Annotated in this window: 21 protein-coding genes; 9 read left to right on the top strand and 12 right to left on the bottom strand. The window is 42.8% G+C overall.

Going from position 1 to position 22658, the window contains the following annotated elements:
- The 3 genes from ACLOAU_RS00190 to ACLOAU_RS00200 all read right to left on the bottom strand — a co-directional run bounded on the left by ACLOAU_RS00190 (position 1) and on the right by ACLOAU_RS00200 (position 1985).
- Positions 1-903: a sugar phosphate isomerase/epimerase family protein gene (locus tag ACLOAU_RS00190; RefSeq protein ID WP_427859786.1), complete on the bottom strand. Its 903-nt coding sequence runs from the start codon at positions 901-903 to the stop codon at positions 1-3.
- 200 nt (positions 904-1103) lie between these two features.
- Complete coding sequence (gloA2, locus tag ACLOAU_RS00195; RefSeq protein ID WP_427859787.1) at positions 1104-1490, bottom strand: SMU1112c/YaeR family gloxylase I-like metalloprotein; 387 nt, start codon at positions 1488-1490, stop codon at positions 1104-1106.
- A 57-nt stretch (positions 1491-1547) separates the two neighbouring features.
- On the bottom strand, positions 1548-1985 hold the full coding sequence (locus tag ACLOAU_RS00200) for a hypothetical protein (RefSeq protein ID WP_427859788.1): 438 nt from the start codon (positions 1983-1985) through the stop codon (positions 1548-1550).
- A 469-nt stretch (positions 1986-2454) separates the two neighbouring features.
- On the opposite strand from ACLOAU_RS00200, the gene ACLOAU_RS00205 reads away from it, so the two are divergent.
- Positions 2455-3060: a DNA-3-methyladenine glycosylase gene (locus ACLOAU_RS00205; RefSeq protein WP_427859789.1), complete on the top strand. Its 606-nt coding sequence runs from the start codon at positions 2455-2457 to the stop codon at positions 3058-3060.
- A gap of 93 nt (positions 3061-3153) precedes the next feature.
- Here the strand turns inward: ACLOAU_RS00205 and ACLOAU_RS00210 are convergent, their stop codons facing one another.
- The gene (locus tag ACLOAU_RS00210; RefSeq protein WP_427859790.1) at positions 3154-3582 is read right to left on the bottom strand and encodes a MarR family winged helix-turn-helix transcriptional regulator; all 429 of its coding nucleotides are present in this window, start codon (positions 3580-3582) and stop codon (positions 3154-3156) included.
- Between the two features lie 21 nt (positions 3583-3603).
- The gene (locus ACLOAU_RS00215; RefSeq protein WP_427859791.1) at positions 3604-4101 is read right to left on the bottom strand and encodes a GNAT family N-acetyltransferase; all 498 of its coding nucleotides are present in this window, start codon (positions 4099-4101) and stop codon (positions 3604-3606) included.
- A gap of 384 nt (positions 4102-4485) precedes the next feature.
- Between ACLOAU_RS00215 and ACLOAU_RS00220 the strand changes: the two genes are divergently transcribed.
- Complete coding sequence (locus ACLOAU_RS00220; RefSeq protein ID WP_427859792.1) at positions 4486-4629, top strand: hypothetical protein; 144 nt, start codon at positions 4486-4488, stop codon at positions 4627-4629.
- Positions 4630-4653: 24 nt separating this feature from the next.
- Here the strand turns inward: ACLOAU_RS00220 and map are convergent, their stop codons facing one another.
- The gene (gene map, locus ACLOAU_RS00225) at positions 4654-5412 is read right to left on the bottom strand and encodes a type I methionyl aminopeptidase (protein ID WP_427859794.1); all 759 of its coding nucleotides are present in this window, start codon (positions 5410-5412) and stop codon (positions 4654-4656) included.
- A 132-nt stretch (positions 5413-5544) separates the two neighbouring features.
- Here map and ACLOAU_RS00230 point away from each other — a divergent pair, with 132 nt between their 5' ends.
- Positions 5545-7398 carry an ATP-binding protein gene (locus ACLOAU_RS00230; RefSeq protein WP_427859795.1) on the top strand — a complete coding sequence of 618 codons (1854 nt, stop codon included), beginning with the start codon at positions 5545-5547 and terminating at the stop codon, positions 7396-7398.
- A 125-nt stretch (positions 7399-7523) separates the two neighbouring features.
- Here ACLOAU_RS00230 and ACLOAU_RS00235 read toward each other — a convergent pair whose 3' ends face one another.
- The 3 genes from ACLOAU_RS00235 to ACLOAU_RS00245 form a co-directional block, all read right to left on the bottom strand.
- A complete protein-coding gene (locus ACLOAU_RS00235; RefSeq protein WP_427859796.1) occupies positions 7524-10625 on the bottom strand; it encodes an efflux RND transporter permease subunit in 3102 nt (1033 codons plus the stop codon).
- 74 nt (positions 10626-10699) lie between these two features.
- Positions 10700-11779, bottom strand: a complete 1080-nt coding sequence (locus ACLOAU_RS00240; RefSeq protein ID WP_427859797.1) for an efflux RND transporter periplasmic adaptor subunit — start codon at positions 11777-11779, stop codon at positions 10700-10702.
- 43 nt (positions 11780-11822) lie between these two features.
- Positions 11823-13115, bottom strand: coding sequence for a TolC family protein (locus ACLOAU_RS00245; protein WP_427859798.1), 1293 nt, complete (start codon positions 13113-13115; stop codon positions 11823-11825).
- 112 nt (positions 13116-13227) lie between these two features.
- Here ACLOAU_RS00245 and ACLOAU_RS00250 point away from each other — a divergent pair, with 112 nt between their 5' ends.
- Positions 13228-13908 (top strand): response regulator transcription factor, encoded by a 681-nt coding sequence (locus ACLOAU_RS00250; protein WP_427859799.1) that lies wholly within the window; start codon positions 13228-13230, stop codon positions 13906-13908.
- Positions 13905-15266 (top strand): HAMP domain-containing sensor histidine kinase, encoded by a 1362-nt coding sequence (locus ACLOAU_RS00255; RefSeq protein WP_427859800.1) that lies wholly within the window; start codon positions 13905-13907, stop codon positions 15264-15266. Before ACLOAU_RS00250 ends, ACLOAU_RS00255 begins: the two co-directional genes overlap by 4 nt.
- Before the next feature lie 9 nt (positions 15267-15275).
- Here ACLOAU_RS00255 and ACLOAU_RS00260 read toward each other — a convergent pair whose 3' ends face one another.
- Positions 15276-18161, bottom strand: coding sequence for a DEAD/DEAH box helicase (locus ACLOAU_RS00260; protein WP_427859801.1), 2886 nt, complete (start codon positions 18159-18161; stop codon positions 15276-15278).
- Between the two features lie 80 nt (positions 18162-18241).
- On the opposite strand from ACLOAU_RS00260, the gene ACLOAU_RS00265 reads away from it, so the two are divergent.
- On the top strand, positions 18242-18652 hold the full coding sequence (locus ACLOAU_RS00265; RefSeq protein WP_427859802.1) for a hypothetical protein: 411 nt from the start codon (positions 18242-18244) through the stop codon (positions 18650-18652).
- A gap of 27 nt (positions 18653-18679) precedes the next feature.
- A complete protein-coding gene (locus tag ACLOAU_RS00270) occupies positions 18680-18961 on the top strand; it encodes a hypothetical protein (protein WP_427859803.1) in 282 nt (93 codons plus the stop codon).
- Positions 18962-19029: 68 nt separating this feature from the next.
- Here ACLOAU_RS00270 and ACLOAU_RS00275 read toward each other — a convergent pair whose 3' ends face one another.
- Both ACLOAU_RS00275 and ACLOAU_RS00280 read right to left on the bottom strand, forming a co-directional pair.
- A complete protein-coding gene (locus ACLOAU_RS00275; protein WP_427859804.1) occupies positions 19030-19986 on the bottom strand; it encodes an electron transfer flavoprotein subunit alpha/FixB family protein in 957 nt (318 codons plus the stop codon).
- Positions 19987-20034: 48 nt separating this feature from the next.
- A complete protein-coding gene (locus tag ACLOAU_RS00280) occupies positions 20035-20778 on the bottom strand; it encodes an electron transfer flavoprotein subunit beta/FixA family protein (RefSeq protein WP_427859805.1) in 744 nt (247 codons plus the stop codon).
- 179 nt (positions 20779-20957) lie between these two features.
- Here ACLOAU_RS00280 and ACLOAU_RS00285 point away from each other — a divergent pair, with 179 nt between their 5' ends.
- Both ACLOAU_RS00285 and tilS read left to right on the top strand, forming a co-directional pair.
- The gene (locus ACLOAU_RS00285) at positions 20958-21269 is read left to right on the top strand and encodes a tetratricopeptide repeat protein (RefSeq protein WP_427859806.1); all 312 of its coding nucleotides are present in this window, start codon (positions 20958-20960) and stop codon (positions 21267-21269) included.
- The gene (tilS, locus tag ACLOAU_RS00290) at positions 21269-22633 is read left to right on the top strand and encodes a tRNA lysidine(34) synthetase TilS (RefSeq protein WP_427859807.1); all 1365 of its coding nucleotides are present in this window, start codon (positions 21269-21271) and stop codon (positions 22631-22633) included. Before ACLOAU_RS00285 ends, tilS begins: the two co-directional genes overlap by 1 nt.
- The last annotated feature ends 25 nt before the right edge of the window (positions 22634-22658 follow it).

Here is a 22658-nt window from a genome sequence, read left to right on the forward strand (position 1 = left end):
TTATTTTTTCAGGAGTACCTGTTCAGCATATTCAACACATTTTTGAACTTCTTTCACTGCATCAGAAGCTGGAGGGATGGGGTATTCAAGTTCAGCGCTCACCGGAATCGGGTAGCGCATTGATTTCAGAAGGTTTAATATTTCGTCAATCGGCGTATCGCCCTGGCCCCAGGGCAGATTAGTGCCCCCGTTTTCTTTGTTCTTCCTGTCTTTGAGATGCATAGAAGTGATCCGCTTATGATTTGCCTTTATGAATGCCAGTAAGCTTTCCCTGGTGTTGTTGCCCCCGGCTGCAATGTAATGCCCGCAGTCGAGATTGATGGCATTATAGGGAGATTGAGCAAGTGCCGTTACCCAGGCCTGGTCATTGCCCTGTAGATGGTTATGATAAGATACATATATTTTGTGCTTGGCTGCCAGCTTGCCTAATCTTTCTGATTGTTTGGGGTCTTTGGGTAGTTCTACCGTAACCGACTTTGCGCCCAGTGCTTTTGCTGCTTTTAAGGCATATTCAACTTCTTCATCCGTGTTATCAGGTCCCAGCGCATTCGGCTTAAAGGCATAAATGCTGACACCCGCATCATTAAACATTTTTTTTACTTTTTTAAACCCTTCGATAGGTACAGAAGCCCGCCATGCTGCCACCTGTTTGGGGTCCGCCGGTTTTCCCAGGTATGCTTCCACAGGATCACCCATTAATTCCGTGGCGCTGATACCACTTTTCACAATATGATCTAATACCTGCTCGAGTTGACCTGGCATAGTGCGGTAAGAATAAGTGATCACGCCCACCTGAACACCCGAAAATTTAGAATCAGGTTGCTGACCAAAACTAAAAAGATAGCAAAGACTCAGTGTGCAGCATAAAATAACTTTTAGGGTAAGGGAATTATGACGTGTCATCTTTTTAAAAGAAGAGTACATGGGGCAATAATTTTTTTATTATGAAAATAACCGTTCTAAGTTAATCAGAACGGGACATACCTGCAACTATACTTTCCAAAGGCGGTATCAAAGTAGTTTTAAAGTGAATAAGAGCTGTTACCTGCAATGCAAATAAAGTGGCCGCGAAAAGCTAACGTTGACCTGGTATCAAGAAATCATTATAACTCGTAAACTTCTATCGGTAGCAGGTCCGGGTCGGTAAAAAAGGTAAACTTCTTGCCTGTAAATTCGTCTATGCGAACGGGTTCAGGTATGATGTTTTTTGATAGCAGATATTTAACGGTATCATCGATGTTCGTAACGTTAAAGGCAATATGTCTCAATCCGGTAGCTTCAGGTCGGGTCGGCCTTTCCGGCGGATCGGGAAAACTGAAAAGTTCAATTAGGTATTGACCGTTCAGTGAAAGATCCAGTTTGTAAGAATTCCTTTCGGCCCTGAAAATTTCCTGCTCAACAGTAAATTCCAGTACCTCCGTATAGAACTTTTTAGATCTTTCGTAGTTCGAGCAGATGATAGCGATATGATGTAGTTTTTCAATTTTCATGCTGTAATGTAGGAAGTCTATACCAAATTACAGCATACATCATTCTTTAGCATGTTTTCACCTTTCTTCAGTTGTCCATTCTTTACTGCCATATTTCTTGTAAAGCTGCTCTGTAAGTTCCACTTCTCCATTTCTACTCACTGTAAAGGTTTTTCTCTCCCATTCGGTAATAGGATCCCGCCCCGTCTTTTGAAAATGTCGCGTTGTAATAATAATGGTATTGGTTTTTACAGTTAGCCATTCTTTGGTCCAAAAAAGATTGTTACAATCACCTCCTTCATCTTTATAGGGGTAATAAGCCAATACATATTGCTGTTTACCTTTTTTAAGAATGTATAATTCTCTTATTTCGTCTTGGGTGTTCCATTCATTACCGATTTTTTTAGATTGGGTAATAAATGATTGTGCATTGATTTTAAATGTTTTTGCCTGCGCCGATACCATGCAGGTGGCAGTAAGAAACAAAGTAATAGATAACAGGATTTTGATATTCATTATTGTTGCCGGTGGGGTTACTCCCAATAAACAAAAGTAACATCTTACTGCTTATGTCAGTGCTTGGGAATTCTGAAAGTCCGGATAATAAAAATATTGAATACCGGCATATAAGTATTTTGTGCGGAACTATAAAGTTGAAACAAAGATCTCCGCGGGTATTCAGCCCACGGAGATCTTCAATCAGCATTTTTCAGGGACTGCGCCTGGGTGTTTTGCATGGTGTATCTGCTGGAAAATATGATATATACCGGATACAGCCTTTCATAATCGCGGTTAATAACTTAATTTCATTATTGATTGATGACTAGCAAACATATAAAGTTCATGTTCGTGGAAAAAGGGTATTTTTCCCGTATTTGCAACGAACCAGGAATTACACTTTGTTTATTTAAGTAAACGGTGTTCGTTATCCCACGCTTATTGTTTACTGGCACCGGAGATGAGACGAAATAATTAATTGAAAATTTTGAAACTGGATAAAACTTATTACAGCAACCAGGATGTGTTGTTCCTGGCTAAGGATCTGCTCGGTAAAGTGCTGGTAACCCGGGTAAATGGAGCAACTACTTCAGGCATCATTACGGAGACGGAAGCCTATGCGGGTGTAGGCGATAAAGCTTCTCATGCTTATGGGGGGCGGCGTACCAACCGTACAGAGATCATGTATCAGCAGGGAGGTGTATCTTATGTCTACCTTTGTTATGGCATACATTATTTGTTCAATGTGGTCACCTCTCTTAAAGATGAGCCTCATGCGGTATTGATAAGAGCAGTTGAGCCGTTGGCTGGTAAGGATATCATTGAAATGAGGCGCAACCGAAGCGTTGATAAGGCTTCTGTTTCTTCCGGCCCGGGCTCGGTAAGTAAGGCGCTGGGAATTGATTTGGGTTTGAATTCAAAAGATTTAACAGGAAACGAAATATGGATTGAAGATCATGGCCTCCGGTACGATGATAGTGAAATAGCAGCTACGCCCCGTGTTGGTGTGGATTATGCCGGTGACCATGCTTTATTGCCCTGGCGTTTTTTTGTGAAAAATAATAAGTATGTAAGTAAGCCTAACAAGGTTTAGTATATCGCACTTTACAGGTGACCAGCCGGGTAACATCAGTTTGGTTATCCAGCGGAGGGCCAGGTTGGAGTACGGGATGATGTCTTTTATTGCTTAACCCAATAGATCACGTATCGCCTGCATATGTTGAACCAGTGCTGCCAGCTTCCTGCCCGAAAGGCCGCTAATAAAGCGAGCTATTTGCTGGTTGGAGGCCGCATCGAGTTTACTAAATTCACCTTTACCTTTCCTGGTAAGCAAAAGCTCTGTTACCCGTGCATCTTTGTCTGATACCCGTTTCGTTATCAACTTGTCTTTTTCAAACTGCCTGATCACCCGGCTCAGGTATCCTTTGTCCATACCAATCGTGGCGAGTATCTGCCTGGCGCTAACCGGCTGCTTCGTATGTATCTCGAAAAGAACCCGTGCCTCCACCAAAGAAAAGGAGCTTTCCAGCAACTGGTTGTTGAGTAGTCCTAACAAGTCTGTATAATAACGGTTAAAGGCCCTGATGTCGTTGATAGCTTTTTGTTGCGCTTTCATAAAGTGTTTTATATAGAACTGTCAACCAAGTTTGAGTTCATAACGTTGCTCCATTACCGGTTTGTCAAACCCTTTAGATGCTGTTTCTTCTGTCAATTGGAAGCCGTATTTCTGGTATAGGGTAATAGCTGCCTGTTGATCTGCCGTCGTCCACAAGTAAGCTTCATGAATGCCTTGCTTCCTCATAAAACCAATAAACTCCTGCATTAACAACTTTCCCAAACCGATACCCCGATAAGCGGGTTGGAAAATAAAATAACGTAACTGTAATTTCGATTCCCGATGTTGGGCAATCAGCGAACCTATGATCCTGTTATTGTGTTCACATATCCAGATGCTATCCCGGGCTTCGTCGTACTCCATGATAAAATCCTTCATTCCTTCGAGTACATAGGCTTCAAAACGAAATCCATAACCGCATTCTTTGGCATATAAATCGCCATGGAGGTAAGCGATAAAGCCAACATCCCCGGGCATCAGGTTTTTCCTGATATGAATATCTTCAAGTTTGATCATCATTTTAGTTGATTTTGTCAACTATATAGTAAAGGTAATATAAAAAAGTTGACAAAATCAACCTTTTGAAGATTGGTAAAAATTGTATGGCTCGATGATACCGCTCATTAAGGCCTGTGCCTGCTGGCTGCAGGTTCCGGCATAGCAATTGAATCTTTTTTGAAAACAGATATGCTGAAATTTTTTATTCCATTATTATTCTTGCTAACATCCTGTGGAGCGAGAATAGATTCGCAGTTTAGACATCCGGTGAAGATAAAACAGCCAAGGATAAGTTACTGAATACGGGGGCAGCATTATTGTAGGACAAAACGCCTCTCAGGCAGTTCGGTACTTGTCACTCACCTGGTCAGCTTGCCCGATTAGCACGAAGCCTGGTTATCTGTAGTGAAACTGCGTGACCTTCATCCCCAGGTAGTTATTCCCGGGCACGGAGCAGTAATGGAAGGCGATGAGCTGGCAAGTGGGCTCGATCACCTGGTGGAGTATTTTGGAGACTTTGCTAAGCCCGATTATGGGAAATTTACCTGAGAGTGGTCAGTTATTCCGTCGGTTTCAGATGCCGTTCATTGCCGTTAAAATGATCGGCTGTTCGTCTGTAACCACTATAGTATGCTCATGCTGCGCCATAAAACCACCTTTATCTCCTACCATTGTCCAGCCGTCGTTTAAGGTATCAGCATAAGTTGAGGTGGTAGTGATAAAGGTTTCAATAGCTACGACGGAGTTCTTTTTAAATCTTTTAGGATTACGCCGGTCTCTGTAGTTGGCTATCTCCAAAGGTTCTTCATGAAGGCCTCTGCCTACGCCATGCCCGGTAAGATTTTTAATCACTTTATAGCCGCGCCTTTTAGCTTCTGTTTCTATAATATGCCCGATGTCTGAAATACGAACACCGCCTTTTATGTTGGATATTGCTTTATGTAAGATTTGTTTCGAGGCCTCCACCAGTTTTTGATGTTGATTCAGGTCGTTCCCCAATACAAATGAACTGCCGTTGTCGGACCAGAATCCATCCAGTTCCGCTGATACATCAATATTCACCAGGTCACCTTCTTTCAATATCCTTTTGCTGGAAGGGATACCATGGCAAAACTCATTATTCACACTAATGCAGGTATAGCCCGGGAAGCCATAGGTTAAATAAGGTGCTGATCGGGCTCCAAAGTCATTCAGCAGCTTTGCGCCATAGTCGTCTAATTCCTTTGTCGACATGCCAGGCCATGCATAGGCGATCATTTCCTTTAAAGTGAGGGCAACTGCTTCGCTTGCCTTTTGCATGCCTATAAGTTCTGCTTCCTTTGTGATGGACATATAGATCGATTTAATGTATTAAATGAATTTAAAACTGACCGATCACAAATATACATATTACCTGCGGGGTTATGGGTAGTGTTGAATGGTTGTAGCTTTTCCGGCTTTTAAAAAACGGTTAACTTTGGAGTAATGAAGAAGCCCTCATTCTTTTTACTCTTTGTAGCCTTTGGAGTGCAAACGGCTGTTGCCCAAACTTCTGAAATAGAACGGTTAAGAACACAGCTGTTGATGAGTAAGGACAGCTTGCGACGGGTCGATTTGTTGAATAGAATGGCAACGTTATTTTACGAGGTCAATATCGACAGCACTTTTAATCTTGCGAAACTCGCCCGCGAAATTTCCGACCGGCATGATTATCAAAAGGGGAAAACGGATGCGATCAAAAACCTGGGAATATCATTCGATGTCCGGGGCAATCCTCAACTGGCGTTGCGATATTATTTTAAGGCTTATGAAGGTTACCAGGCTATGAAGGATCATGCCAATTCGGTACAGATGCAAATGAATATGGCGATGGTGTACCAGCAAACAGGAAACGATCCCAGGGCAATTGAATTGTTTAATGAGGCATTAACACAGGGCGCTCAACTGGCTAAGGATTCGATGCTCGCACCACTTCTGTATAATTACCTGTTGATGTATCCCAGGCATTTTGGAAGTGACACAACAAAATACTATCTCTCAAAGGCAAAGGATATCGCAAGGCGCTACAAAGATCAGCTCGTTTTGTTGGCCATCGAACAACTGGAAGCAAATGAGCTGATTGAAGGAGGACAACGGCGGGAGGGGATAGAACGCCTGGAATTGGCCATACAGAAAGCGCATAAACAGAAACTGTATTATGCGTCAATGGATATGATGATCGGCGCGGGCGATCAATTGTTGCCTGATGACACAACCAGAGCCTTATCGCATTACAGGGAAGCTTTAAGAATAGCAGAAAAGCAGGGGTACCTGTCTTACAGCCAGGAGATCTCCAGAAAATTATTTGATTTTTATGAGGGTGCCGACTACAAACAGGCCGCGTATTACGCCCGGTTGTCGCTAACATTGGCAGATCGGCAAAGAGAGCAGGAGAACGCTTCTGGTGTAGATTATATGGGATATGCCATACAGGAAAGCCAGCTGGCTTCGGCGCAGCGCCACTTATCAGATCAGAGAAAGCTACTGCTTATAGGTCTAATGGCTCTGCTGATGGTTATCATAATATTGGTGCTTATTCGCAGGAATCTTTTGAAATCGCGCTATTTTAACCAGCAATTAGTATTAAAAAACAGGGACTTAAAAGATACGCTTTCAGCGTTGGAACATAGTCATAAAGAAAATACGAGAATATTAAGAGTAGTAGCGCATGACCTGCGCAGCCCGGTGGGAGCGATTTACTCGTTGGCTGGTATCATGCTCAGCCATTCGGAGAGGCAGCCGGATGATATGGAGATACTGGGTTTGATCCGCACATCTGGTGCTAATGCGCTGCAACTTGTAGATGATCTGTTACAGGCACAGTTTAAAACGGAGAATATAGCAAAAGAGCTACTGGATATTTCGGAGGTTCTGAAATATTGCGTCACCATTCTTAAGCCCCGGGCGGAGGCAAAAAAACAGGATCTGGTGCTACATGTGCTGCCTTTGGAAATACCGGCCAACAGGGAACAATTATGGAGAGTGATCAGCAACCTCATTACCAATGCCATTAAGTTTAGTCCCGAAGCAGCACGTATTGAGGTTGTTGCTGAAAAAGTAGCCGATAAGGTTTATATAAAAATAATAGATGACGGTATTGGTATTCCTGAAAAGCTTAAGGCCGGCATATTTAAACTATACTCTCCGTCTAAAAGAGAAGGTACTGCCGGTGAAAAAACCTACGGAATGGGGCTGGCGATTTCAAAGCAAATAGTAGAGGGACATGGAGGACGTTTGTGGTTTGAACCCAACAATCCGCGGGGATCTGTATTTATAGTTGAACTTCCGTTGTGGCAGTAGTATTTTTATCGTTGACAACCTACCTGTCAGTTATCATAATGAAGCAACCCATCATAGCATGCTATAACGGGTTGCCTTCGATCCTTAGTCGCTGTTATTTATCGATATATTTGAAGCCTTTGATATTATGTGGTTTGCTGCTTAGCTGCCTTGCGCCTGTAACTGAAATAGAATATCTGGGGTAGCACGGTAAGCGACAATATCATACAAATCAGTAATCCTCCCACTATCATAATGGCCAGCGGCTTTTGAACTTCTGATCCCATACCGGTAGATAAGGCTGCCGGCAGGAGCCCGATGGATCCCATCAATGCGATCATTACAATAGGGCGGATACGGCTATGTACTCCATTGGATATAGCTTCTTTTAAATTCATTCTCCGCATATTTTCTTTCATCACGGCGATCAATATGATACTGTTGATTGTATTTACACCAAAGAGTATAATAAAGCCTATACCGGCAGAAATACCGAAAACCGTTTGTGTGATCCACAAAGAAAGAAAGCCCCCTATGAATGCAAAGGGAATTGTACTGGCCGCAATAAGGGTGTCCTTAATGGTGCCAAAATTAAAGTACAATAAAAATAATACCAGTAACAACACTGCGGGTACAATAACAGATAATTGTTGAGAGGCGCGCTCTTTACTTTCAAACTCACCCGCCCAGGTCATTTTATTTTTTACCGGTATTTTCACTTCTTTAGCTACTTTGGCTTTGGCTTCTGCAATAGTACTACCCAAATCCCTGCCCTGTATACTAAAGCCAACTGCAATGTAGCGGCTGCTGCCTTCGCGGTAAATAAAGGCAGGCCCTGTAATATAGCTGATGGTAGCAATTTCTTTTAGGGGTATTTTCTTGCCATCCTCGGCAGGGATCATCATTTCGCCGATCTTTTCTTCGTTGTCCCGGTAAGGCTTATCAAACCTTAACCGCACATCAAACATTCTTTCATCTTCATAGAACTTAGTGGCGGCCCGGCCTCCGATCGACATTTCTATCACAGCCTGGGCATCTGCGATATCAATACCATAGCGCGACATCTTATGATCGTGCAACTGTATTCTTAACTCCGGTAAACCGATATTGCGGTATACATTCAGGTCTTCTATGCCCTTAACAGTACGAATGCTATTAGCCACCTGGTCGGCATATTTTTCCAATTCAAAAAGGTTGTTGCCATAAATCTTTACTACAAGCGAGCTTTTTACACCTGCTACGTATTCCTCAACATTATCTTGTATAGGCTGGCTGAAGCCCAATACAATACCCGGGTACACATCCAACGACTTTCGCATTTCTTCTACCAGTTCGTCTTTTTTGACAGAACGTTTCCATTGCTTTTCCGGATGTAATTGTATGTGGAATTCTATATTGAAGAATCCTGTGGGATCCGTGCCATCATTAGGCCTGCCTACCTGGTTGAGCACAAACTTCACTTCTTCGAAACCTCGGACCTTCTTTTTCATTTCCTCTGCTAACCGGGTTGATTCTTCGAGGTTGACACTATTGGGTAATGTGGCTCTGACATATAGCGCTCCTTCATTAAGTTTAGGTATAAACTCTGTTCCGTAAAACATGAATCTTACCGCAGATCCGGCCAGTATTACTATAAAACCGATAACAACAATCCTGCGCCGGCGATTACTCCACAAAAACAGACGAAACAGGTTGTTCTTGAAGAATTTCGAAACGACATTTTCCTTTTCCTTTATGTTTTTGGTAAGCATTAGCCTGCACAATGCAGGCACATAAGTAATGCTGAGCAGGAGCGAGCCTAATAGCGCATATCCAAGAGTAAATGCCAGCGGCCGGAACATTTTTCCTTCTACCTTCTGAAAAGAGAAGATGGGTATCAGGGCCACAATCAATATGAGTTGCGCAAATACAATATATCCACCTACACTTCCCGCTCCTTTGCGTATCAATCCCAGCTTGCTGCTTTTATTAAACCGTTCCATGCCCAGCTGATGGGCCCTGACCTCCATGGTTACAAAAACAGATTCTACAATAACCAGGGTTCCTTCCAGCAATAGGCCAAAGTCTATAGCCCCCAGGGATATAAGGTTGGCCGGTAATCCCTGTATGCGCAACATGAGTAATGCAAACAGGAAGGAGAGCGGTATGACCGACGCTACTATAAGTGTAGTGCGCCAGTTAAATAGAAAAATGAAGACAATAATTGATACGAAGAGAATGCCTTCGATAATATTTTTACTTACGGTGTCTACGGTTGCATTCACCAGCTCTGTACGGTCAATAAAAGGCTCTATTTTTACGTCTGCAGGTAAAGTGCTGTTATTGAGTTCGGCAATTTTTTCTTTTAACCTCGGAATGACATCTCCGGGGTTCTCGCCACGCAGCATCATCACAATGCCCTGAACCAAATCTGTGTCATCCTGTAAACCTACTTTGCCCAGCCTTGGTTTGGCTGCTATTTCTACACGCGCTACATGTTTTACGAGTATGGGTGTATTGCCTTTTACTTTGATGAGGATATTTTCGATATCTTCTATCTGCTCTAATAAGCCCACACCTCTCACTACATAAGCCTGGCTACCTCTTTCAATGACATCGCCACCTACATTAATATTGCTTTTGGCTACGGCATCATATACATCTAAAGGAGACAGATCATAGTTAGCTAACTCAGTTGGGTTGATCTTGATCTCATAGATCTTTTCTTCTCCTCCAAAACTAATAATGTTAGATACGCCGGGTACAGCAACCAACTCCCTTTCTACTACCCAATCGTGAATGGCAGTTAGCTCTTTGATGTCGCGCTTGCTTTTTAAAACATAACGGAAAATTTCACCGGTGGCTCCGGCAGGCGGCTCAATACTGGCGTCTGCGCCATCTGGCAGGTCTATGGACTGCAACCTGTTGGCGGCATACTGCTGTGCATAAAAGTCATCTACATCATCATCGAAAAGTACGGTTACAACCGACAGGCCAAACAAAGAAATAGAGCGGACATCCGATTTTTTAGGAATCGTATTTAATTCCTTCATTAGTGGAAGGGTAACGAACTTTTCAATTTCTTCCGCACTCCGGCCCGGCCATTGTGTAATGATACGTGCCCTGGTATTAGTTACATCCGGGTATGCTTCAATGGGTGTATGCAGGTAAGCTACTATTCCGGATACCACCAGCAAAGCAGTCAGAAATAATACGATAATGTAATTTTTTAAAGAAAACGAAACAATTCGCTGAACGATCTTTGTCATATCGATAAGGATTTAATCAAACACCAATCCTGGTGCAATTGTGTTACCTGGAAATCTGCCTGTACATGCAGAGATCAAAATGATTGAAGTGCCTGGTAAATCAGCAGGTGATTACGGGTGATGATTTTTTCTCCGGGTGTTACCCCTTCGGATATATAGATTTTGTTATTGTTCCTGTTTCCGGCCTTAACCTTACGTACTTCTATGCTGCAGTCCTCTTTATATATTAATACATAGTATTCGTTGTTGTCAAACACCAGGGCGGCCTCTGGCAGGCACAGCTGCATAGTTGTTTCGTGTTTTAAAGCAATGATATCTACCATCATACCTGGCTTTAACAACAGATCTTTATTAGGCATAACAATACGCGCCTGCAGTACTTTTGAATCATTATCCATTACCTGTGAGAGTATAGATATTTTACCCTTGAATATTTTGCCCGGGTAAGAAAGCGTGGTGATATCTACCGGCATGCCTTCTTTTATCTCGGCGATATTGCTGGTATAAATATTAGCCATTATCCATACTTCGTCCAGGTTAGATACCGTAAAAAGTGGCCCGCTTTCTGAATTGAGTGAGGTGCCGGGTGCAATATTTTTTGCAGTTATAATACCGCTTGATGGTGCTTTCACCTGGAATACGCCTTTTGAAGCACTTGCATTGTACAGGCTCATGTTAGCACTGGTTTTTCTCTGCTCCGATTTCAGGATGTCAAGTTCACTTTCAGCCTCCTGTAGTTCTTTAGCAGAAGACATACCGTCTGCATATAGGTCTTTCAGACTTTCAAGTTTTCTTTCGGCAACCCTGATCTGTTGAACGATACTGCCTGATTCAGATTGTAGGCTGTTGAGCTCCACGCTTTTTACCTCAGCTAATACCTGCCCTCTCTGCACCTTGTCACCTAAAGAAAAGAATACGTTATTGATGATGCCATTGGTTAAACTGGAGTAGGTAACCTGCTTGTCTGCATTCGCTTCAACATTGCCCGTTAAATGAACCCCTGTGGCAACAGGTTCTGCTTGGGCTTCTTCAATACTGATTTTTGACTTAAGCTCTTTGTCGAGGCAGAATTGTTGTGATACAGGCGCTGCTTCCTTTTCCTTGCAGCCCGCGATAAGGATAATACTTACACAGATTGAAAATATTCTTTTCATGTTATGTTGATTAGATCGATTGGAGATTTATTCGTATTTGAGATTAGGGTATCAGTTCCGTGCCCGATGCGTAGTTGACCTCTTCTACAGCATTGTTTAAATCGCGGGCAGCATCAAGAATGGATAGTTTATTTTGCTGGTAAGATTCCAGGAAATCCAGGTATTCCAGCATATTAATATTCTTGGATAGGAAGTTACGGGTGTGTGCATCGAGGGAATGATCGAGCCTTTGCAGGTACTTAGGGTCAATACCTTTTTGAAATGCATGGGCATTCAGTAATGACTTATAACTGGCTGCCACTTCGGTCTCTACATTATGTAGTACTTGTTGTGAAAGCATTTTGGCTTGTTGTATTCCCAATTCAGCTTTCCTTATATTACCCTGGTTTTTGTTAAAGAGCGGAAGGTCTATTGAAGCGCCAAATCCAACAAAGTTTAGCATTGTGCTTCCATTGCGGTCGTAGCGTCCGTTAACTGTAATATCTGGTGTGCGTAAAGCCCTTTCATAAAAATAAGACTTTTCGAAATAGCTTTTTTCAAGCAGTGCCAACTGGTAGTCGGGCCGGTTGGTTGATGCCTTACTCACCAGGGCCTGGTATGTAGGGATGGTTTCGTCTGTAAGCGCCCGTTCAAATTGCTCGGAGCTAAGTTTCAGAAAGGTTTGTGGTGGCAAGTGCAGCAACTGTTTCAGCTCTTTTTGTGTTTCATTGTTTTGTTGCTTTAGTTCGTGTAGTTCTTTTTGCAGCTCAAATTGTTTGCTTTGCAACCGTGTAACCTGCATTGCAGCTATATTTCCCTTTTCAAGTTGACGCTCGTATGCGCTTAGCAGGTCGTTTACCGATTGCAATTGTGTTTGAAAGGTCTGTTCGGAAAGCTGGAGGTATTGTAATTCTGTTATCTGCCGGCGCAGCTCCAGTTTCAGGTTTCGCAACAGATCATTAAAATACTGTTGTGCTTTTTCAACGCCAACACCTTGCAGCGCCATTAATTTTTTTCGTTTGCCCGCGGTATAAATCAACTGTTCCAATGATACGGCGTATTGCTGGTTTCGACCCCAATTGCCGATAATAGGTGGAGATACTTCCTTGCCGCCGGTTTGGTGCCTGGTGGCCCATAGATTGATTTCGTCGAGTGTGAATTGAGGATTAGGCCATAAAGAGGCTTGTTTTACTTCTGCTTCCGCCATGGGAATATTGAGCTGACCCGCGATCAGAGAAAGATTTTCCCGGAGGAAAATAGCCTCACATTGGCCGCGTGATAATGTTAATGTATCTTGTGCCGTAGTGCTGAACCATAAAAAAATAAACGCCGTACTTAGTAAAGGGATCCGTTTCATGATGCCGGCAAAACTGGAGTTTAACACCTTAAGAAAAGCTTAAAGCAGATAAAAATGTGCTTAAAACAGCTGTGGATTCCCGGCTTCGGCGGAGATGTAATAACTTTGCAGCATGAACCTGTTACTGATTGAAGATGATCATACGTTGGCGCAGAATATAATGGAGGCCCTGAAGGCCGAACAGGCTAACGTAACGATTATCTACGACGGTATGCTCGCCGAACGTGTGTTGCGGAAGGAGGCATTCGACTGTATAATCATGGATGTCAATTTGCCCGGTAAAAATGGCTTTGAGTTATGTAAGGCGTACCGCCAGTACAATAAAAGTACACCGGTAATTATGCTGACTGCTTTTGCTGAATTAGAGGATAAGGTAACGGGTTTTGATGCAGGTGCCGACGATTACCTGACCAAACCCTTTTATATGCGGGAACTTTGCCTTCGTGTACAAAACCTGGTTAAAAGGTCCAGGCAATTGCAGGGAGATGTGTCATCCAGCCTGGTAGCCGGCGATGTGGTCATTAATGATGATCAGAAGAAGGTATATCGCAGGCAGCAGGAGATCGTGCTGACACCGAGAGAGTACCAGATACTGTACATGCTGATCGATAATAAAGAGAGGATAGTGTCTAAGGCGGAGTTGATGAAAGAAATATGGGGCGGTAATGTAGATTACAATACGAATACTATTGAAGTATATATTAACTTCTTAAGAAATAAGATTGATAAGCCTTTCGGGCAACAGTCTATAAAAACAAAAGTGGGTTACGGCTATTACTGGGATATTTCATGAGAATCAAAAAACGGATATTGATTTATGTTTGCTCAACAGTTATTGGCATTACGGCTATTACTTTTCTGCTGATATATATACTCTTTTATTCTTATCGCGAACAATCATTCAGAAAGCAGCAGCAAAATAAAATCCGCTACACAGTTCAGTTGATCCAGAAGTACCGGGAACAAAGTGCCGAAATATCATCTATATTAGATGAACAGGATATCAATGATTTCTACGATGAGAAACTATTGGTATACGATAAAGAGAAAGATTTGATATTTTCCAGTCTCGACAGCCTTGAGATCCCTTCGGCCCGCTCAATACTCCATAGTCTTTCACCGGCGCAGCAATCGGTCTTTTCAGACGAGCGGCACTATGACGTCCTGGGTGCCTATATCGAAAGTAATCGCCAGGTATATTATGCGATCATCAAAGCCTATGACGCATTTGGTTATGATAAACTCTCTTACCTGAGAAATGTACTGATTGTATTGTTTATTGTCTTTAGTCTCCTGGTTATATTGGTTTCATTATATATATCCGGTAAAATATCCAGGCCCATCGCTTTACTGGCTGATAATATACAGCATTACGATTTCAGTAGTAATAATGAGCCGCTTTCTGTAAAAACCAGTACCTACGAGATAGAACATCTTACAGAACGGTTTAATGAATTAGTAAGACGAACCAACGAAGCATTTGCTTTTCAGAAAAGAACTATCGATCATATTTCACACCAGTTAAAAACCCCAATTGCTGTATTAGTGTCGGAACTGGAACGCATCAGCAGGGCTGCGGATAATGAAGTAATAAAACAGGAGCTGGATCACCAGGTGGTAAAAGCTCAGTCGCTGGGCAACATCATTACTGTGCTTCTTGAGATATCGAAAGTTGAGGCAGGCCAGCAGCTGAAAAAGTATAACACCCGGATTGATGAAATGATCTATGATATTATCGGTGAGCTCAATATTATTTATCCCGATTTTAATTTTCATATTAAATACACACCGCAGGAGCTTAATGAAAAAAGGTTGGAGGTTTCGGTAAACCCGCTTCTCGTGAAACAAGCCTTTCAAAACCTGCTGTCCAACTGTATTATTTATAGTTCAGAAAATAAGGGCAGCATCGAAATAGATGCTTCTCAAACTGGCTTACTAAAAATACACCTTAGCAATAAAGGTGCAATCATTTCAGATGCAGAACAGAAGATGTTATTTCGGCATTTCTTTAGGGGTGAGAACAGCAGGGGGCAAGCGGGTTACGGCCTGGGCCTGGTGTTAACACAGAAAATACTCGCGGCTAATAATGCTGATGTAAGCTATACCAACCGGGACGAAGAAAATAGCTTCGTAGTCTCTTTCAAGAGCTAAAACGCTGGCCTATTCAAACAGGTATTGTATGTCTTCGATAGAAAGACTTTTCATCAGGCTCTCTTCAGTAGTGATCAGGTCTTCTGCCAATTTCTTTTTGCCTCCCGCCAGTTTGATGATCTTTTCTTCGATACTATCCCTGCAAATCATCCGATACGCAAATACATGCTGTTGCTGGCCTATACGATGTGTTCGGTCGATCGCCTGGCTTTCCACCGCAGCATTCCACCATGGGTCGAATAAAAATACATAGTCGGCTTTGGTAAGCGTTAAACCGGTATTCCCGGCTTTAAGACTAATTAAAAACACTTCGGCCTTACTATCGTCAGATTGAAATTCGTTCACCAGTTCCTGTCTTTTTTGTGCCTGGGTTTGACCATCTATCCGCAGGGTAGAAATACCTGCAGCGTTCAGGTCTCGTTCCAGTAGATCCAGCATGGAAGTGAACTGGCTAAAAACAAGAGCGTGATGTTGTGGAATGATGCACTTTAACTCGTTAATAAGTACTTTAGTTTTTACACTATCATAAGTAAACAGGTCCTCACCGGTAACCAGTTCGGCGCTATTGCAAAGCTGCCTTAATTTGGTTAGCCCTGCCAATACACTCATTTTTCCCTTGTTCAGGCCATTACTTTCTATTTCTGTGAATATGTTGGTGCGTATATTTTCTTTAATCGTTTCATAAGCGGCACGCTGCTCCGAATCCATTTCACACCAAAGGATAGATTCTGTTTTTTCGGGAAGATCCTGCGCCACCTGTTCTTTGGTTCGCCGTAAAATAAAAGGACGTATCAGCTTTTGTAAAGCAGCCGCTTTTTCCTCGTTGGCCTGCTGCTCAATTGGTATTGCGTATTCTTTTTTAAAGAATTCAGCGGTGCCTAATAAGCCGGGCATTAAGAAGTGTACCTGGCTATGCAGATCGCTGGTGCTGTTCATGATGGGCGTACCACTTAAGGCGATCTTGGTTTTCGCGGTAAGCTGCCATACGGCACGCGTTGTTTGAGTAGCCGCATTTTTGATATGATGACTCTCATCCAAAACAATGGTCTCCCAGGCAATATTTTCTAATAATGACAGGTCCTGGCGCATCGTGCCATAGCTGGTAATGATGATCCGGTTTTCATCATCATGTAACAGGGCCTTATCTCTTTTAGAGCCATGTAGTACAGCAGCCTTTACATCCGGACCAAACTTTTCTAATTCTTTTAGCCAGTTATAGAGCAGGCTCGCCGGTGCAATAACCAATTGTTTGCTTTGGGGATTTACTTCAATTTTATACAAAAGGAAGCTAATCGTTTGAAGCGTTTTACCTAATCCCATATCATCAGCCAGGCAACCGCTGGCGCCTATTTCAGACAGTAACCTGAGCCACTCATAACCGGTACGCTGGTAGGGGCGGAGTGCCTCCACCTGCAAGCCTGCCGGCAAAGTATACAATTCGTCTTCCTGTTTTTCCCAGCGCTTCCAGCGGGTAAACCACTCAGCCGTGATGCCCGTATTGATCAGGCCGCCATCATTTTCGTTATCGGTACCCTCGCTTAACGTTAACCAGCGGGCTACCAGCAGTTCATGCTTTCTAACTTTTCCGTGTCTAAATAAAAGCCCATATTGCTGCAACCATTCATCTCCTAAAATGCCCAGGCTGCCATCCTTAAGCATAATGGCTTTTTGATTGTTGAGGAGCGACTTCTGCAGGGTTGTTAAGGGTACTTCTTCTTTACCAAATTTTACACTGATCTCAATTCGGGCAAAGTCTCCTTCCCAGCTTTGCTGATGAATGGTAGTGACAGCTTTGTGAGGCGAATAGCGGAAATGTTTTAATAAATCGATGCCGAGCAGGTCAATATTCTGATCCAGTAATAAGTGATAAGTTTTTAAAAACCACCCTTTCTTTTGCGCTTCAGCAAAACTTAGGTAGAAAAAACCGTTATGCTGAGTAGAAAATTTTTCATGCAGAGATTGGAGGAAGTGTACCAACTCTTCTTCTTTTTCTTTATTGCGTTGTACTAATACTGTCTTTTTGAGCGTATCTACTTTTGTTACCGGTTCAAAAGGCCCCTCAATGGTGAATCCATCATACACAAACTGGGGCTCCAATTTCAGGAAGGTATTGCTCAACTCACTTACCATTACCTGCGACTGCGGTTCTGCAATGATCATTTCAGCTTCAGCAAGATCTCCTTTTTCTATTTTAACATCCCATTGTGCCAGTTTTTGTAACACTGATTCAAAATGCTCCGTTCGTTCAATAGTCCATTGAGAAGCATCCTGGGCATTGATCCAGTCAAGCGCTTCATAGCTCTTAGGTGAGACCTGGTAGTAGCAGTTATCGCGTTCCAGCAAAAAATAATGGCGGCTAAAATCATTTATCGGAAACTTTTCTTTCCCAATCTCAATAAAAGTGTCAATACTAAAATGTGTATCTTTTTTGTCGGCATAAAAACTAACCTCTACAGGATAATGGTAGAAGCTGCATTTAACATTCTGCACTCTTTTGTCACCGGATATCACCGGATGATACCAGTCCTGAACCGGTTGTCGTCTCAGCGCTCCTGTAATAGATTGGATATGCCGGGTGTAAGCGGCCTGTACCGCAGCTTTTTGTTCTTCTTTGTCAACTATATAGCTGGTTTGTTGATGAAGTGCAATCAATATTTTCTCAAGGTCAACCGTGTTAAATGCCATTAATGCCTTAACGGTCTCGTCGCTGAAACTTTTAAAAAGCGCCTTGATGTGTGCCCGGGATAAAGGCTGTTCGCCTGTAGTAATGCCGTCGGGCGTTTTAATCAGCTGCTTTATTGCTATTACGCTCTTTTTCGAGAATAATAATGCCGGTTGAAATAGTAAGTAGGTCTTCGTATTCGCTATTGCCATATTCGTCTTTCTGGCGCGCAAATATAAGATTTGACGCTAAAGCTGGCGAACTAAAAACAGTCATTGGTTTAATTCTTGTACAAAAAAATAAAAATTATCCTATGTACAAAAAAATAGTAGCAGGCCTCACAGGTGCATTAGTACTAAATATTCTGCATGAAACCATCAGGAGCAGTTTTCCAGGGGCTCCGAGAATCAATGAGTTAGGAGAAGAAGCGCTTCAAAAGTCACTGAGGCCTTTTAATGTTACTTTAGATGATCCCCGATCAGCTTATTGGGCAACCCTGTCTTCTGATATAGTATCCAATGCAGTCTATTACGGGGTAACTGCTACAACAAACCCTGTAGTATCCGGCGCCCTGGCGGGCATTGGTGCGGTGAAACTTCCACAGCATTTGGGATTGAATGATGAACCTGTGGCGGCTACGCCTCAAAAGAGGCTGTTGACTGTGTCTTATTACCTGGTCGGTGCCTTTGTTACCCGCGCCGTTTATAAGGCGCTGCAGCGTTAATGTTCCAACCCTCTAAAAGCCCTCAATATGATCAAGTATATTAACTGGATGAGTTCCCTGCTCATCGTATTTTTTAACGTGGTGTATTATATACCGGTTTTGACCAGAGTATTGAGTACCGGTAACACAACGAAGTATATGGCAGTATTATTGGTTTGCATCTGCGTGAGCATATTTTCTATCGTCAGTATATTCTCTTTTGCCAGGCAGTTTATGCAAAGTCCTTCGATCCTGATACTAAATCTGGTCGGGTTATTCCTCACCTTTATCTGGTTACTGTTTTTTGTGGAGCATTGGCAGGTGGTATAAGCCCTGACTGAAACATAACAAAGCCCACGATCAAAATTGTGGGCTTTGTTGCATAAGATCATTATTTATTATTTCAACTGTTTTACCGCTTCCGTGAACTTAGGAATTATGTCAAATAAGTCGCCTACAATGCCATAGTCAGCTGCTTTAAAGAAAGGAGCTTCCGCGTCTTTGTTGATCACCACAATTACTTTACTGCGGTTGACACCCGCCAGGTGCTGAATGGCGCCGGAAATACCTACTGCTATATACAGATTAGGGGCAATAGCGCCACCGGTTTGTCCTACATGCTCATTATGCGGACGCCAGTGTGCGTCAGCAACGGGGCGGCTGCAGGCCAGTCCGGCATGTAGTTCCCTGGCCAGGTCTTCTAATATGCCCCAATTCTCAGGCCCCTTCAGACCACGACCGCCACTCACCACAATTTCTGCTTCCGCTAAAGGAACTTCGCCACTCTGTTTTTTAACAGCAGTTACTTTTAGCTTAGGCGTATCCACAATAGCATTCAATGCTACAACTTCGGCAGTCCCGGTTCCTTCTTCTATTTTAAAAGCATTGGGATTTAATGAAATGATCTTAACAGGAGTGGTGATGTTTACATTGGCGAAAGCCTTGCCTGAAAATACACTCTTTTTGACTGCAAAACCGTTAGACGTGTCGGGAAGTGCCACAGCTCCCGCTACCAGTCCGGCTTTTAAGCGGGCTGAAAGACGCGGCGCTACCGCTTTGCCGTCGGTATTGTTTGAAAACACTACAACGGTTGCACCGGATTGTTCCACCGCCTGGGCGATCACTTTGGCATATACCTGCGCATCAAAATGCTTTAACGCATCATTCTTTACCTGGTGTATCTTGCTCACACCGTATTTTCCTAAAGCACTTAAGTCTTCCGTGGCCGGTGCCAATACCACACCCTGTGCCTCCACGCTTAGCTGTTTTGCCAGTTGTGCTCCATAAGTAAGCGCTTCCAATGATGATTTTTTTACGCTGCCGTCTTCGGCTATATCAATAAATATTAAAACCATAAACTAAAAATTTGAAGTGAGATAATTGAGTTACTGCGATGCTTACACTTAGATGACTTTAGCTTCTTCTCTCAGAAGTCTTACCAGTTCTGTTACATTATCGGCATCAATCAGTTTAACGCCGGCTTTTGCCGGGGGAAGGCTAAACTCAGCAATGCTTGTTAGTGCTTCAGCAGCAACGGGCTCTACCACTTTCAATGGTTTTGTTCTTGCTGCCATAATACCTCTCATATTGGGAATACGCTGCTCCGCCATGCCCTTATTACAACTCACCACTACCGGTAAGCTTACTTCGCAAACCTCTTCGCCTCCTTCAATTTCACGGGTAACGGTGGCAGTAGTCCCGTTGAGCTCAAATTTAGTAGCCAGGGAAATATAGGGCAGGTCCAGTAATTCTGCCACCATGCCGCCTACCGAGCTACCATTGTAATCTATAGTTTCTTTACCCAGGAAAACCAGGTCATAGCTACCCTGTTTGGCCACTTCTGCTATTTGCGACGCAATGGTAAAGCTGTCCTGGCTTTCGGTATTAACCCGTATCGCTTCATCGCCTCCCAGGGCCAATGCTTTACGTATGATAGCATCGGCATCAGGCGCGCCCACAGTAACCAGGTGAATAATAGTTGATGCATCGGCTTCCTTCAGCTCAATAGCACGAACCAAAGCATAATACTCATCATTTGGATTAATGATCCATTGTACACTACCTGTGTCAAATTTCGTGTTGTTATCTGTGAAGGCTATTTTTGCCGTGGTATCAGGCGTTTTACTAACACATACTAGTATTTTCATCTGTTGATATTTAGGTTTATAAATAGTATCGATTTGAACCCGGTTGCTTCAATGGCCTGTTGCTGAGCAATGTAACGACCTGGTTTCATATGACAAATGACTTAAAAAGGTTGTTTATGCAACTAAAACAAAGATAAAAGGATATTGCTATAAAAAAAAGATTCGTATAAAAAATTAACATGACCAGAATTGATCAGATAACAGAGCTACTAAAGGAGAACCCTTCGGATAGTTTTTTGCAGCATGCATTGGCTTTAGAATATGTAAAGGCCGGAAATGATACCGATGCTAAAAGCGTTTTTGAGAAATTGCTCTCCGATAACCCTCATTACGTAGGTAGCTATTACCACCTCGCTAAATTATTTGAGCGGCTAGGACAGGATGATGAAGCGATTAAAGTGTACGAGCGCGGAATGGATATTGCCAAAGAGTTAGGCGAACAACATGCCTACAGTGAAATGAAGAGCGCTTACGAATACCTGATTTACTAATGCAAGAAAATAAAGGAAGCTTGAGCTTAAACGACCAGTTTACTGCGTTTATTAACGATCATCACCTGTTTACCAAAAGCAACCGGCTGCTGGTGGCGGTTAGCGGGGGAGTAGATTCGGTAGTGCTGTGTCATTTATGTAAGGAAGCGGGTTTTGACTTTGGTATTGCTCACTGCAATTTTCAGTTAAGAGGAGAGGATAGTAACCGGGATGAGTTATTTGTACGGGAATGGAGTCAACAACTGAACGTCCCTTTTCACGTGATACAGTTCAATACCAAACAGTATGCTGAAGAGAAAAAACTATCTACACAGGTAGCGGCTCGCAACCTCAGGTACGAATGGTTTAAAAAAATATGCGATGAGCAGGGCTATGATTTTATTCTCACGGCCCATCATGCCGATGATAATATTGAAACCGTGTTGATGAACTTTTTTCGGGGTACGGGTATCAACGGACTTACAGGGATGCAGCCTGTTCATCAGCAAATACGCAGACCCTTATTATTTGCCAAAAGATTGGAGCTGGAAGCTTATTTGAAGCGCCATAAGTTATCATTCGTGCAGGATGCGTCTAACTTGCATGATGATTATACGCGTAATTATTTCAGAAATACCGTGCTGCCTATGATTGCTAAAACCTATCCGGAGGTACAACAGAATTTATTAGACAATATCAGCCGGTTTAAGGAAGTGGATATACTATACCGGCAGGAGCTGTCAAGGGTTGCAAAGAAGTTGTTGGTGCAAAAAGGAGAAGAATGGTATATACCGGTGTTGTTGCTTCAAAAAACACCTGCGATGAAAACGGTGTTACTGGAGCTGATCAAAACCTATGGGTTTAAAGCGACGCAGTTAAATGAAGTGGTACAATTGCTGAACAGTGATTCCGGTAAATATATTCTCTCATCTTCACATCGTATATTAAAGGACAGAAAGCATCTGATCATATCTCCTTTAAAAGACTTTAATAAGGCAACTGTAGTTATTGAGGAACCGGGGACGGTCGATTATACCGGAGGCGTATTGCACCTTATGCAAACACAAAAAACGGTGCCAGAACCTGGTGGGCATGTAGCCCTGCTTGATGCAGCATTGATAGCCTATCCGCTGTTATTGAGACCCTGGAGAGCGGGAGATTATTTTTATCCTTTAGGTATGAAGGGGAAGAAGAAGCTGGCGAAATTTTTTGTAGATCAAAAGCTGTCGCTGGCCGACAAAGAGAAGGTGTGGGTATTGGAAATGAACCGTAAAATTATATGGGTAGTTGGCTATCGTATTGATGACCGGTTTAAAGTGACCGATAAAACACAATCTGTTTTGAAGATAGAATGGCGAAGCCCATCAAAAAAGCCCATGATTTAAACCATGGGCTTTTTTGATGGGCCAA

Source organism: Paraniabella aurantiaca (assembly GCF_050309965.1).
In the GTDB taxonomy this organism is placed as follows: Bacteria; Bacteroidota; Bacteroidia; order Chitinophagales; family Chitinophagaceae; genus Niabella.

What these genes read in the sequence shown, in the direction of transcription:
- ACLOAU_RS00270 (WP_427859803.1), top strand. Translation starts at nt 18,680, where the DNA reads ATGATCAAGTATATTAACTGGATGAGTTCCCTGCTCATCGTATTTTTT.
- ACLOAU_RS00230 (WP_427859795.1), top strand. Translation starts at nt 5,545, where the DNA reads ATGAAGAAGCCCTCATTCTTTTTACTCTTTGTAGCCTTTGGAGTGCAA.
- ACLOAU_RS00265 (WP_427859802.1), top strand. Translation starts at nt 18,242, where the DNA reads ATGTACAAAAAAATAGTAGCAGGCCTCACAGGTGCATTAGTACTAAAT.
- tilS (WP_427859807.1), top strand. Translation starts at nt 21,269, where the DNA reads ATGCAAGAAAATAAAGGAAGCTTGAGCTTAAACGACCAGTTTACTGCG.
- ACLOAU_RS00200 (WP_427859788.1), bottom strand. Translation starts at nt 1,985, where the DNA reads ATGAATATCAAAATCCTGTTATCTATTACTTTGTTTCTTACTGCCACC.
- gloA2 (WP_427859787.1), bottom strand. Translation starts at nt 1,490, where the DNA reads ATGAAAATTGAAAAACTACATCATATCGCTATCATCTGCTCGAACTAC.
- ACLOAU_RS00235 (WP_427859796.1), bottom strand. Translation starts at nt 10,625, where the DNA reads ATGACAAAGATCGTTCAGCGAATTGTTTCGTTTTCTTTAAAAAATTAC.
- ACLOAU_RS00190 (WP_427859786.1), bottom strand. Translation starts at nt 903, where the DNA reads ATGACACGTCATAATTCCCTTACCCTAAAAGTTATTTTATGCTGCACA.
- ACLOAU_RS00245 (WP_427859798.1), bottom strand. Translation starts at nt 13,115, where the DNA reads ATGAAACGGATCCCTTTACTAAGTACGGCGTTTATTTTTTTATGGTTC.
- ACLOAU_RS00215 (WP_427859791.1), bottom strand. Translation starts at nt 4,101, where the DNA reads ATGATGATCAAACTTGAAGATATTCATATCAGGAAAAACCTGATGCCC.
- ACLOAU_RS00285 (WP_427859806.1), top strand. Translation starts at nt 20,958, where the DNA reads ATGACCAGAATTGATCAGATAACAGAGCTACTAAAGGAGAACCCTTCG.
- ACLOAU_RS00280 (WP_427859805.1), bottom strand. Translation starts at nt 20,778, where the DNA reads ATGAAAATACTAGTATGTGTTAGTAAAACGCCTGATACCACGGCAAAA.
- ACLOAU_RS00255 (WP_427859800.1), top strand. Translation starts at nt 13,905, where the DNA reads ATGAGAATCAAAAAACGGATATTGATTTATGTTTGCTCAACAGTTATT.
- ACLOAU_RS00250 (WP_427859799.1), top strand. Translation starts at nt 13,228, where the DNA reads ATGAACCTGTTACTGATTGAAGATGATCATACGTTGGCGCAGAATATA.
- ACLOAU_RS00240 (WP_427859797.1), bottom strand. Translation starts at nt 11,779, where the DNA reads ATGAAAAGAATATTTTCAATCTGTGTAAGTATTATCCTTATCGCGGGC.
- map (WP_427859794.1), bottom strand. Translation starts at nt 5,412, where the DNA reads ATGTCCATCACAAAGGAAGCAGAACTTATAGGCATGCAAAAGGCAAGC.
- ACLOAU_RS00275 (WP_427859804.1), bottom strand. Translation starts at nt 19,986, where the DNA reads ATGGTTTTAATATTTATTGATATAGCCGAAGACGGCAGCGTAAAAAAA.
- ACLOAU_RS00210 (WP_427859790.1), bottom strand. Translation starts at nt 3,582, where the DNA reads ATGAAAGCGCAACAAAAAGCTATCAACGACATCAGGGCCTTTAACCGT.